General features: G+C 71.3%; 11 protein-coding genes. 6 read left to right on the forward strand and 5 right to left on the reverse strand.

Annotated elements, in window-relative coordinates; all coding sequences use genetic code 11:
* Positions 1-42: 42 nt before the first annotated feature.
* A complete protein-coding gene (locus ACIREE_RS02465) occupies positions 43-864 on the reverse strand; it encodes a lysozyme (RefSeq protein WP_404145060.1) in 822 nt (273 codons plus the stop codon).
* A gap of 285 nt (positions 865-1149) precedes the next feature.
* On the opposite strand from ACIREE_RS02465, the gene ACIREE_RS02470 reads away from it, so the two are divergent.
* A complete protein-coding gene (locus tag ACIREE_RS02470) occupies positions 1150-1650 on the forward strand; it encodes a MarR family winged helix-turn-helix transcriptional regulator (RefSeq protein WP_404145337.1) in 501 nt (166 codons plus the stop codon).
* A 98-nt stretch (positions 1651-1748) separates the two neighbouring features.
* Here ACIREE_RS02470 and ACIREE_RS02475 read toward each other — a convergent pair whose 3' ends face one another.
* Entirely contained in the window at positions 1749-2537 is a 789-nt protein-coding gene (locus tag ACIREE_RS02475; RefSeq protein ID WP_404145062.1) for a protein phosphatase 2C domain-containing protein, read from the reverse strand.
* A gap of 583 nt (positions 2538-3120) precedes the next feature.
* On the opposite strand from ACIREE_RS02475, the gene ACIREE_RS02480 reads away from it, so the two are divergent.
* Genes ACIREE_RS02480 through ACIREE_RS02500 form a run of 5 tightly spaced genes read left to right on the forward strand, consistent with a single transcriptional unit; the run spans position 3121 to position 8663 of the window.
* Positions 3121-5871, forward strand: a complete 2751-nt coding sequence (locus ACIREE_RS02480) for a nitrate- and nitrite sensing domain-containing protein (protein WP_404145063.1) — start codon at positions 3121-3123, stop codon at positions 5869-5871.
* On the forward strand, positions 5868-6359 hold the full coding sequence (locus tag ACIREE_RS02485; RefSeq protein ID WP_404145064.1) for a roadblock/LC7 domain-containing protein: 492 nt from the start codon (positions 5868-5870) through the stop codon (positions 6357-6359). Before ACIREE_RS02480 ends, ACIREE_RS02485 begins: the two co-directional genes overlap by 4 nt.
* Positions 6356-6760, forward strand: coding sequence for a DUF742 domain-containing protein (locus tag ACIREE_RS02490; RefSeq protein WP_404145066.1), 405 nt, complete (start codon positions 6356-6358; stop codon positions 6758-6760). Before ACIREE_RS02485 ends, ACIREE_RS02490 begins: the two co-directional genes overlap by 4 nt.
* Positions 6741-7370 carry a GTP-binding protein gene (locus tag ACIREE_RS02495; RefSeq protein ID WP_404145068.1) on the forward strand — a complete coding sequence of 210 codons (630 nt, stop codon included), beginning with the start codon at positions 6741-6743 and terminating at the stop codon, positions 7368-7370. Before ACIREE_RS02490 ends, ACIREE_RS02495 begins: the two co-directional genes overlap by 20 nt.
* Before the next feature lie 42 nt (positions 7371-7412).
* Positions 7413-8663, forward strand: a complete 1251-nt coding sequence (locus ACIREE_RS02500; RefSeq protein ID WP_404145070.1) for a styrene monooxygenase/indole monooxygenase family protein — start codon at positions 7413-7415, stop codon at positions 8661-8663.
* A 257-nt stretch (positions 8664-8920) separates the two neighbouring features.
* Here ACIREE_RS02500 and ACIREE_RS02505 read toward each other — a convergent pair whose 3' ends face one another.
* The 3 genes from ACIREE_RS02505 to ACIREE_RS02515 all read right to left on the reverse strand — a co-directional run bounded on the left by ACIREE_RS02505 (position 8921) and on the right by ACIREE_RS02515 (position 10838).
* On the reverse strand, positions 8921-10060 hold the full coding sequence (locus ACIREE_RS02505; RefSeq protein WP_404145072.1) for an NlpC/P60 family protein: 1140 nt from the start codon (positions 10058-10060) through the stop codon (positions 8921-8923).
* 137 nt (positions 10061-10197) lie between these two features.
* Positions 10198-10476 carry a hypothetical protein gene (locus ACIREE_RS02510; protein ID WP_404145074.1) on the reverse strand — a complete coding sequence of 93 codons (279 nt, stop codon included), beginning with the start codon at positions 10474-10476 and terminating at the stop codon, positions 10198-10200.
* 29 nt (positions 10477-10505) lie between these two features.
* On the reverse strand, positions 10506-10838 hold the full coding sequence (locus ACIREE_RS02515; RefSeq protein ID WP_404145076.1) for a hypothetical protein: 333 nt from the start codon (positions 10836-10838) through the stop codon (positions 10506-10508).
* Positions 10839-10842 lie beyond the last annotated feature (4 nt).

Below are 10842 nucleotides of genomic sequence, written 5' to 3' on the forward strand. Positions count from 1 at the left end.
GGTCCTCAAGCGCCGGACGGGCTGGATTCGGGCTTGAACGGCTCAGCCGTTGGCTAGTGCCTGGACCCGGTCCAGGGCGCCGTTGAACTTGTTGTGGTCGCCCACCGTCGGGCCCGACGACGTGTACTGCCAGATCGTCTGGACGCCCCAGCCGGCCGGCAGAGCGCCCACCGTGGAGGCGTAACGGGCGATCCACAGCGGGTCGGTGGACCCGAACGCGGCGGAGTTGCCCGTGCAGTCGGTCCACCAGCTCGTGGCCGTGTAGATCACGGCGTCCCGGCCGGTGCGCGCCCTGTACTGGTTCACGAAGTCCCGGATCCACGTCACCATGCCGGCCTGCGTCTTGCCGTAGCAGGCGGCGCCGTACGGGTTCCACTCGATGTCGAGCACGCCCGGCAGCGTCCTGCCGTCCTTGGACCAGCCGCCGCCGTGGTCGACGAAGTAGTTGGCCTGGGTGGCACCGTTCGTGGTGTCCGGCGTCGCGAAGTGGTAGGCCCCGCGGATCATGCCCACGTTGTACGAGCCGTTGTACTGCTGCGCGAAGTACGGGTTCGTGTAGTACGTGCCTTCGGTGGCCTTGGTGTAGGCCCACTTCACGCCGCTGCTCCACAGCGTCGACCAGGCCACGTTGCCCTGGTGGCTGCTGACGTCGACCCCCTCGGTCTGCGTGACCCTGCCGACCGGGCCCTGGCCGGTGTCGCCGTCGTGCTCGGCCACGCCCATGCCCAGATGGGCCTCGCCCCGGGCAGGGACGTCGGCGGCCTGCGCGGCGCTCGGCAGGGAGAACAGAAGGGAGAGCGCGGCGAGCAGGGCGCCGGCCGCGATGCTCCTACGCTTGGGGGTTCCGGGTCTGTGCACGGGCATTGCATGCCTCCATGAAGGCCTCGTGGGGGATCAGCGCGTCGCTGATCGGGGACCTGTGCCGGGTGTGCGACCTGTCGACATGTCACTCTGGCGATGCTTGTGATCGTGCTGGTGTGGACATGCCATGCATGACGCTACGCATGTAGACCTGGGGGAGGGAAGGGGTCCTGGATGCTGCCGTTGGTCTACTCCTGCGAAATACTGACGGAGCTGCGGTAATAGCGGCGTTTGGCGAAAACTTTCAGAACAGGGAAACCCGGGGAAACTCTGACCATGGGTGCTGACGTGCACGAAGACGGGAACGGCGAGCGGCGGACCGCCGAACGTGACGCGAATTCCGCGGCCGCGCCGACTGGTGTGGACCACGAATTCCTCGCCCTGGAACGGGAGTTGACGGTTTTCCTGCGCCGCGCCCGGGCCTCCTCCGGCGAGATGGCCCGCGAGGTCCACCCCGATCTGGAGCCGGCCGCGTACGGGCTGCTCGTGCGCCTGGAGGAGTGCGGGGCGCAGCGGGCCACCGAACTCGCCGCGTACATCGGTGTCGGCAAGGCGACGATGAGCCGCCAGTTGCGCGCCCTGGAGGAGCTCGGCTTCGTCGCCAGGGAGCCCGACCCGGCCGACGGGCGGGCCTGGCTCATCTCCCTCACCGAGCGGGGGCGCGCCGACTTCAGTCAGGTGCGGGAGGCTCGGCGCATGCGGTACGTGCGGCAGCTGGCCGGGTGGGATCGGCTGGAGGTCGCTGAACTGGCCCGGCTGCTGCATCAGTTGAACGCCGGGGCGGAGTAGCGGGCGCCCGCTGGGCTCACTGCCTCGGGGCTCCGCCCCGGACCCCGCTCCTCAATCGCCGGAGGGGCTTGAGTGTTGCCGGAGGGGGCTGAGTTCCGTCACAGCTCCGCGTAGACCAGCGTCGCGTCGTCGTGGGTCTTGCTGCGGCGCAGATACGTACGGGCCTGCGCGTCCGCCCGCTCCAGGGCGCGGACCCGGGCCACCACCGCCTCCGCCCCCTCCTTGCGTACGAGCGTGAACAGCTCGGCCCAGTCGCCCTCCTGGAACTTCTCCACCCAGCGCGTCACCCCGTCGGTCAGCGCGGCGAGTGCCCGGACCTCGGTGCGGGGGAGCGTGCCGGTCACGGCGCGGGTCGCCACCGTGGGGTCGGCGGCCGCCGTGAAGAAGCCGCCCTCCTTGTTGCGTACGGTCGCGTCGGCCACCGCGTCCGAGACCAAGGAGGCACGCGGGACCCGGTCGAGGCGGTCGTCGAGCAGAGCCGTCACCGAGCCGTCCGGCGCCTCCGCGAGCAGCGCCGAGTCGGAGAGCACCAGATGTTCGACGTGCTCCGCGTCCCAGCGGGCGAGGACGACGGTTGCCTGTGGAGTGCGCGGGTGAGAAAGGTCACAGGTCGCACGGTGGGCGTCGGCCGTGCGGGCGATCGCCGCCGCGAGGATGTCACGCAAGGTCATATCCCGGCGTGAAGCGGACAGTTCGGCCAGCGCGCCCCCGAGGCGGGCGGTGAACCAGGGAACGGAGTGCAGGCAGCCGACCTCGGCGGGCGGCGGCGTGACGCCGTCGAGGACGACCAGCGTTCCACCCTGTCCGCAGGCCGGAACCGCGACCGACGCGTAGTCCTCGTTCGGGCGGCCGGGGTCACCGGGTTCGGTGGTCAGTTCGATGCGCATTCGGCCAGTCTGCATGAGGTCTTCACGGGACCGGCCGGTCTGCGCGGGTTGGCCTGTACCAGCAGGTCGGACGCCTGTTTTGGGGCGGAATGATCAACTCCGGTGAGGCGTGGCGGGGCATCTTGCCAAAGCCTGTGAACGACGTCCAACCGGCACGCCGTGCCCGAGCGGCATCCGCGACGAGGGAACTTGCTCCTCAACTCCCGCGCGATGTTCACTCCTTCGGGTGGCGGGCAAGGTGATGTACGCCCCCTGCTCACCGGCACTGGAAGGGTCAGGGGCCATGCCAGAGGGGCCCAATTGTTGACAGACCGTCACCGGGTCCATGCGTAGGACGAGTCAGGAATGCGAGCACCAGGTGCGGAACACCTCCGGCAGTAACGAGGCCAGTGGGATGGGTGGGCCGGATGGTGCGGGTGGCTTGGAATCGGTGGCGTTGAACGCGGAGGGTTCGGGTACCCCCCGGCCGGACTCCGTCGGGAACGGTGACGAGAGCGGCGCCGGAAAAGGTGCCGGAAAAGGTGCCGGCAAAGACGCAGGAGAGAGCTCCGGAAAGAGCGCCGGAAAGGGCAAGCGGGCCCGGGTGCGGAACCGGCTGATCATCGCCGTCGCCGTCGTGGCCGCCGCCATCGTCGGGGCCGGCGCCCCGGCCGTCATGGCCGCCTCGGAACGGGTCGGCGAGTCCCAGGGCCTCGTCGACGACGCGGAGCGCACCCAGCGGACCCTCACGCTGTCGCACGCGCTCGCCGACGAACGCGACGAGGTCAGTGCCTACATCGCCGCCGGACGTCCCAAGGGGCGGGGGCTGAGCGAGGCACGCAGCGCCCGCGTCGACCGACAGGTGGACGAACTGCGCGTCGACGCGACCGGATCGCTGCGCCGCACCGTCGACGACGTCGCCGCGGTGCGGCGCGCCGCCCTCACCGGCAAGGGCTCCGCCCTGGAGGCGCACACCGCGTACTCCAAGGCCATCACCGAACTGCACCGGCTCGCCGAGGAGCTGGCCGACGCGACACCGCCCCGCGCGGGCTCCGGCGCGCACGCCCTCGCCGACCTCGACCGCGCCGTCGACCAGGCCTCCGCCGCCCGCGGCCTGCTGCTCGCCGTGTACGCCGTACCGAAGTCGACGTCCACCACCACCACCACCCTCGACCCCGTCACCGGCCTGCCGAGCACCGTTTTGAACGAGAACTCCGCCGACGGGAAACAGCGCGACGAGCTCAGCGCCGCCGCCCAGCAGGCCCGGGTGCGCGAGCAGGCCGCCCTGGACGACTTCCGCGACTCCGCACCGGCCGCGTCCGTGGCCGCGTACGACTCCACCGTCACCGGGCCCGACGTCACGAAGGCCGACAAGTACCTGACCCGGCTGACCGACGCCCCGACGCTCTCCGACGACGAGCTCGCCTACAGCAGCAAGAGCGTCGACGCCGCGCTGACCGCCCGGATCGACTCGATGCGGGGCGCCGAGTCCGCGCTCGGGGACCGGCGCGTCAAGAGCCTGGAGCGGCTGCGTGACGACGACGTCAACGGCCTCGAGATCCGGATCGCGCTGCTGGGCGTCTGCCTTCTCGCGGCCGTCGGCGTCGCCATGGGCGCGGCCCGTTCGCTGACCCGGCCGCTCGCCGTGCTCCGCATCGGATCGGCCCGGATCGCCGACGCCCCGGCGACCGAGGAGCCCGTCAAGTTCACCGGGCGCAACGACGAGTTCGCCCAGGTCGTCCGCTCGGTCAACGCCCTGCACGCGCACGCCGTCGCACTCCACGAGCGGCAGTCCACCCTGGAGTCCGACCGCAAACACCTCATCGGCGAGCGGCAGCGCATGGCCGACGACCGCGACGCCCTGCGCGCCGAACTCGCGGACGCGAGCGAACAGTTGGCGCGCGTCAAGAACTCCATCCACGGCACCTTCGTGAACCTCGCGCTGCGCACGCTCGGCCTCGTCGAGCGGCAGCTCGGCGTGATCGAAGGCCTCGAGGACCGCGAGCAGGACCCCGAGCGGCTCGCCACGCTCTTCAAGCTGGACCACTTCGCGACCGTCATGCGGCGGCACAGCGAGAACCTGCTGGTCCTCGCCGGAGCGGACCACGGGCAGCAGCACGCCGGTTCCGTGCCGCTCGTCGACGTCCTGCGCGCCGCCGTCTCGGAGATCGAGCGCTACGAGCGGGTCCGGATCGCCGCACTGCCGCCGCACGCCCACATCGCCGGGTTCGCCGCCGACGACCTCAGCCACCTCGTGGCCGAACTCCTGGAGAACGCGACGTCGTTCTCCCCGCCGGACGCCGCCGTCGAGGTCTCCGCCTGGCTCCTGGAGAACGGCGAGGTCATGCTCTCCGTCCAGGACGAGGGCATCGGCATGGCCGAGGACAGGATGCGGGAGCTGAACGGACGCCTCTCCTCCTTCGCCGCCGAGCAGGCCCACGACCCGGAGGACGCCGAGGGGCTCGGGCTCGGTCTGTACGTCGTCGCGCGGCTCGCGGCGCGGCACGGCGTGCGGGTCCGCCTGCGGGAGCAGAAGCAGGGGGGCATCGCGGCCGTCGTCGTACTGCCCACCGCGCTGCTCGCCGCCGCGCCCGCCGTCGCGGCGCCGCCGCCGGTCCCGGTGCCGGGCGGGGCCCCCGCCGTGCATCTGCCGGGTTCCGAGGCCGAGGCCAACTCCAACGTGCTGGGCGGCCGATCGGCGGACCAGGCGCCCGCCCCCGACCCGGACGCCGCGGACCCGCTCATCGAGGCGGACCCGCTCATCGAGGCCGCCGAGCAGGCCGTACGCGAGGCAGAGGCTGAGGCAGAGGCAGAAACCGGGCCCGCGCCCGAGCCCTCCGCACCCGAGCCGTCCGAGTCCGAGACCACGATGGAGCTCATCGCCCCGCTGCCGCCCGACGAGCCGGTCGCCCGCGAGCCGGACACCCACGAGCGCACCCCGGACGAGAGCCCCGCAGAGCCGGCGCCCGTGCGGGACATAGCGGAGCCCGCCGTGGAGCCCGTCGCCGAGGTCCCGGCGCAGCGCGCCCCCCAGTGGGAGCGCGTCACCGACAAGGGCCTGCCCAAGCGCACCCCGAAGGTGAGCGCGCCCGCGGCCGCTCCGAAGCTGCGCGCCGGTGCCGTCGACGCGGACGCGCTGCGGCGTAGGCTCGGCGGCTTCCACCGCGGTGCCACGGAGGGCCGGCGCGACGTGGAGGCGGAGCTCGGAGACAACGCGGGCACCCCAGACACCCCAGACAACGCAGACAGCACGGACAACACAGACAGCACGGACGGTACGGCCATGACCAAGGCCGGAGCTCAGGAACGTAGTGGAGAAGCCAAGGGGGACACCGCCGAGGAGGCAAGCAGTTGACTGCGCCCACCCCTGCACTCAACAACCCCGCGCTCAGCACCGAAGCACGCAATCTGCACTGGCTGCTGACCAATCTCGTAGAGGAGGTACCAGGGCTTCTCTCCGTCGCTGTCGTCTCGTCCGACGGACTGCTCCTGCTCTCCTCCGACCCCGGGAGGAACACCGAGGCCCCTGCCGACCACAGCGGCGGACCCAAGGGCTCCAGCGCCGACCTGGCCACCATCGTGTCGGGCATCGGCAGCCTCACCATCGGCGCCGCCAAGCTGATGGACGGCGGCGGCGTCAAGCAGACCGTGGTCGCGATGGAGGAGGGCAGCCTCTTCGTCATGTCCATCAGCGACGGCTCCCTGCTCGGCGTGCACGCCACCCCGGACTGCGACATGAGCGTCGTCGCGTACCACATGGCGCTCTTCGTCGGCCGCGCCGGGCACGTCCTGACGCCCGAACTCCGCAGCGAACTGCGCCAGTCGATGGAGAGCCCCCGGTGACCACTCCGAAACTTCCCGTCCGCGGCGGCGATCGCAAACCCGCCCGCGTCCGCCCCTACTCCCTGACCGGCGGCCGCACCCGCTTCGGGCACGTGCTGCTCGTGGAGACGTTCATCGCGAGCACCGCCGCCATCGAAGGGCCCGACGAGCGCCTGGAAATAGGGAAAGGCACGCTCGCCGGTGTGATGCCGGAAATGCGGGCGATCGTCGAGCTGTGCCGCCGCATGCGCACGGTCGCCGAGATCGCCGCGCTCCTCAAGATGCCCCTGGGCGTGGTCCGCGTACTGCTGAGCGACCTCGCCGACCAGGGAAAGATCCGCGTGTACGGAACCGGTCACGGCCCTGGACAGCCGGACCGCGCGCTCCTGGAAAGGGTGCTGAGTGGACTCCGCCGTCTCTGACCTCTTCGCCGAACTCCCGGGTGAAGAGGAGCAGTTGCAGGCCTGGCAGACGGACCGCACCCGGGCCCCCATCGCCACGAAGATCGTGGTGGCGGGCGGCTTCGGCGTCGGCAAGACGACCCTGGTCACCGCCGTCTCGGAGATCGAGCCCCTCCAGACGGAGGCGCTGATGACCGAGGCGAGCGAGGAGACCGACGACCTCACAGCGACGCCCGGCAAGTCGACCACGACCGTGGCCATGGACTTCGGCCGCATCACGCTCGACGACGACCTGGTCCTGTACCTGTTCGGCACGCCGGGCCAGCAGCGGTTCTGGTTCATGTGGGACGACCTGGTGCGCGGCGCGATCGGCGCCGTCGTCCTCGCCGACACCCGCCGGCTGCCGGACTGCTTCCCCGCCCTCGACTACTTCGAGAGCTGCGGACTGCCGTACGTCGTGGCTGTCAACCACTTCGACGGGTCGGAGGAGTTCGAGGCGGCCGACGTGCGCGACGCCCTGACGGTGCCGCCGCACGTACCCGTGCTGGTCATGGACGCGCGCCGCCGGATATCGGCGATCGAGACACTGCTCGCCCTGGTCGGCCACGCCCTGGACGTCACCCCCGAATAACCCCTTTACGCCAGTGATCAGTTATTAGTTAGAGGCAGCCGTATGTCGCGGAAGATACTCGTCGTCGGGGCCGGCCAGTCCGGTCTCCAGCTGGCCCTGGGACTGCAGTCCCACGGCTACGAGGTCACCCTGATGTCCAACCGCACCGCCGACGAGATCCGCTCCGGCCGGGTCATGTCGACGCAGTGCATGTTCCACACCGCGCTCCAGCACGAACGCGACCTCCAGCTCAACTTCTGGGAGTCGCAGGCCCCGCGGATAGAGGGCCTCGGCGTCTCCGTCGCCGCCCCCGGCTCCTTCGACCCGGGCCCCTCGCAGCGCGCGATCGACTGGGTCGGCAAGCTCGACGGTTTCGCCCAGTCCGTCGACCAGCGCGTGAAGATGGCCGGCTGGATGGAGACGTTCGCGCAGCGCGGCGGCCAGCTCGTCATCCACGGCGCGGCCGTCTCCGACCTGGACTACTTCTCGCGTACGTACGATCTCGTACTGGTCTCCGCGGGCAAGGGCGAACTGGTCTCGATGTTCGGCCGCGACGCCTCCCGCTCCCCGTACAGCGAACCGCAGCGGGCCCTCGCCGTCGCCTACGTGCACGGCCTGGGCGTGCGCCCCGAGCACCCCGACTTCGACGCGGTCCGCTGCAACCTGGTGCCCGGCGTCGGCGAGCTCTTCATCATGCCCACGCTGACGACGACCGGCCGCGCCGACATCCTCTTCTGGGAGGGCGTCCCCGGCGGGCCGCTCGACGCGTTCAGGGGCGTCAAGGACCCCTCCGAGCACCTGGCGCTGACCCTGGAGCTGATGGAGAAGTTCGTGCCCTGGGAGTACGCGCGCGCCACGAAGGTCGAACTGACCGACGCCAACGGCACGCTGGCCGGCCGCTACGCCCCCACGGTCCGCAACCCCATCGGCCGGCTGCCCGGCGGCGGCGCGGTCCTCGGTGTCGCCGACGTGGTCGTCGCCAACGACCCGATCACCGGGCAGGGCTCCAACTCGGCGTCCAAGTGCGCGGCCTCCTACCTCGCCGCGATCGTCGAGCACGGCGACAAGCCGTTCGACGAGGACTGGATGCAGTCCGCGTTCGACCGGTACTGGGACACCGCCCAGCACGTCACGAAGTGGACGAACGCGATGCTCGGTCCCCCGCCGGAGCACGTCCTCAACCTGATCGGCGCGGGCGGGCAGCTCCAGCCGGTCGCGGACCGCTTCGCGAACGGCTTCAACAACCCGGCGGACTTCGAGAACTTCTTCTACGAGCCGGAGAAGACGAACGCGTACCTGGCATCCCTGGGTTAGCCATTTCCAGCCCCTGCGGCACTTGAACATCTGGGCTCAGGGCGGAGCATTTCAAGCCCCTGCGAACGCTTGGACATCTGGGCCCGGGCCGGAGCATTTCAAGCCCCTGCGGCACTTGAACATCTGGGCCCGGGCCGGAGCATTTCAAGCCCCTGCGGCACTTGAACATCTGGGCCCAGGGCCGAGCATTTCCAGCCCCTGCGGCGATTGAGCAGCGGGGTCCGGGGCGGAGCCCCGTGACCTTCACCCCGGACCCGCTAGCTTCCCGGCGCCCCGGCAGAGCCGTACCCCGCGTCGCCCCCGGACCTGGCCCCGCGCGGCAGCTTCGGCGCCCGGTATCCACGCATCGACCCGGCCCCGGGATCCGGCCGCACAGCCCCCAGCAGGGGATTCGCCGCGATGGGTGAGACCTTCACGCGCGCCCCCGGCCGCGGCGCCTGCACCACCATCCCGTCGCCGAGGTACATCGCGACGTGCGTGGCCCCGGGGAAGTACACGACGAGGTCACCGGGCCGCAGCCGGGACAGCGGCACTCGCCGGAGCGTGGCCCACTGCTCCTGCGAGGTCCGCGGAATCACCCGCCCCGCGTGCGCCCAGGCCTGTGACGTGAGCCCGGAGCAGTCGAAGGCCCCGGGGCCCTCCGCGCCCCACACGTACGGCTTCCCGATCTGCCGTACCGCGTACGCGAGCGCGGCGCGGCCCGCCTTCGACGGTGCCCTGCGGACCGAGCTGAGCGCCCCCGACGCCATGAACGACCGCTGCGCGTCGGCCACCCCGGCGCCCTCCAGCCGGGACACCGCGGTGAGCTGGTCGGACGTGAGAGAGGCGAGCAGTTCCTCGACGCCCTTCAGCCGTTTCCGTACGGCGTCCCGTTCCTTCTTCTGGTCCGCCGCGAGCTGCAGCTGCTGGTCGAGGGCGGCCCGCGCCGTCGTGGCGAGACCGTCGGCCTTCTTCTCGTCGCCGACCAGCCGGTCGACGGTGGCCTCCTGCTCCTTGGCGGCCCGCAGGAGCACCCGGCCCTGGTCGAGCGCGTGCTGCGGATCGCGGGCGAGCAGCAGCCGTACGTACGGGCCGATCTCGCTGCGCCCCTGGTACTGCTCCCGCGCGAGGCGCCCCGCGGCGAGGCGGCTGCCGTGCAGCGAGCCGCGCGCCGCGGCCAGCTTCTCGGCCAGGGACTCGGCCTCCGCGCGGCGCTTCTTGAGCTTCTCCTCCGTCGCGTTGTACGTCTCGGTGGCCTCCTCGGCCTCCTGGTACAGCGTCTGAAGATCCGTCAGCAGCCCGGCGACGGACTTCTCCCCGCCAGGCCCCGGCTCGGGCACCGCGCCCGCCGGACCCGGGGCGAGCAGCAGCCCCGCGACGGCCGCCGTGCACACCCACCGCACCAGCCTGCCTGACACCTCATCACCTCCGGTGCGGGGTCAGCATCCGTGCCCCGCACCGTGAACATCAACAGACAGACACCTTGTTCACACCGGGGACTGCGCGGTTCGGCCCAACCCCACCACTCCTCCGGTGGCCCCCCGGCGAGCCGCCTTTACGTCCCGGCGTCGCCCTTCTTCGACCACGGCCACTTCACGCTCCGCTCCACCTTCCCGCCGGGCACGAACGCGTACCGCCACTTCTGCACGAGCCGCACGGCCTTCCCGTCGGGCACGGGCTCACGCACGTACACGAGCACGGTGTCGGGCCCGCCGCCCTGATCGGGCACGGGCACCTTGTACACCTTGGGCGGATTGCCGGTGGCGGTCACCAGAACGGGCAGCGTCCGCCCGTCGAGGGGCCCACCGACAAAGGGGATGTCTTCGCTCTTCACGACGTGATTGTCGCGCACCGGCCGCCGGTTCAGCCGTCCAGGCGGGCGGCCCGCTCCTTGAGCTCCTCCGCGTGCGCGTCCCAGTCGGGGCCGAAGGAGAGCAGGTCGGCCGCCGCCTCCCGCAGCAGCTCCGCGTCGTCGGGCCGCTGCAGGCAGGCCAGCCGGAAGGCGAGGTTGCGGGCCCAGACCGGCATGGCCATCCAGTCCTCTGCCAGCGCGCCGCGCAGCGCCGGAAGGATCTCCTCGGGAGTGGCGAACGTGATCTTCTCGATGAAGTCCCGGACGGGCTCGGGAATGCGCGGGGCGTCCGTCCGCTCCGTCGAGTCGATCAGGTCCCGCATCGGCTGTGTCAGGTCAGGCATGATC

This window comes from Streptomyces sp. NPDC102467 (assembly GCF_044765445.1).
Lineage (GTDB): Bacteria > Actinomycetota > Actinomycetes > Streptomycetales > Streptomycetaceae > Streptomyces.

Coding starts and splice junctions, on each gene's coding strand:
- ACIREE_RS02465 (WP_404145060.1), bottom strand. CDS start 864: ATGCCCGTGCACAGACCCGGAACCCCCAAGCGTAGGAGCATCGCGGCC.
- ACIREE_RS02500 (WP_404145070.1), top strand. CDS start 7,413: ATGTCGCGGAAGATACTCGTCGTCGGGGCCGGCCAGTCCGGTCTCCAG.
- ACIREE_RS02475 (WP_404145062.1), bottom strand. CDS start 2,537: ATGCGCATCGAACTGACCACCGAACCCGGTGACCCCGGCCGCCCGAAC.
- ACIREE_RS02515 (WP_404145076.1), bottom strand. CDS start 10,838: ATGCCTGACCTGACACAGCCGATGCGGGACCTGATCGACTCGACGGAG.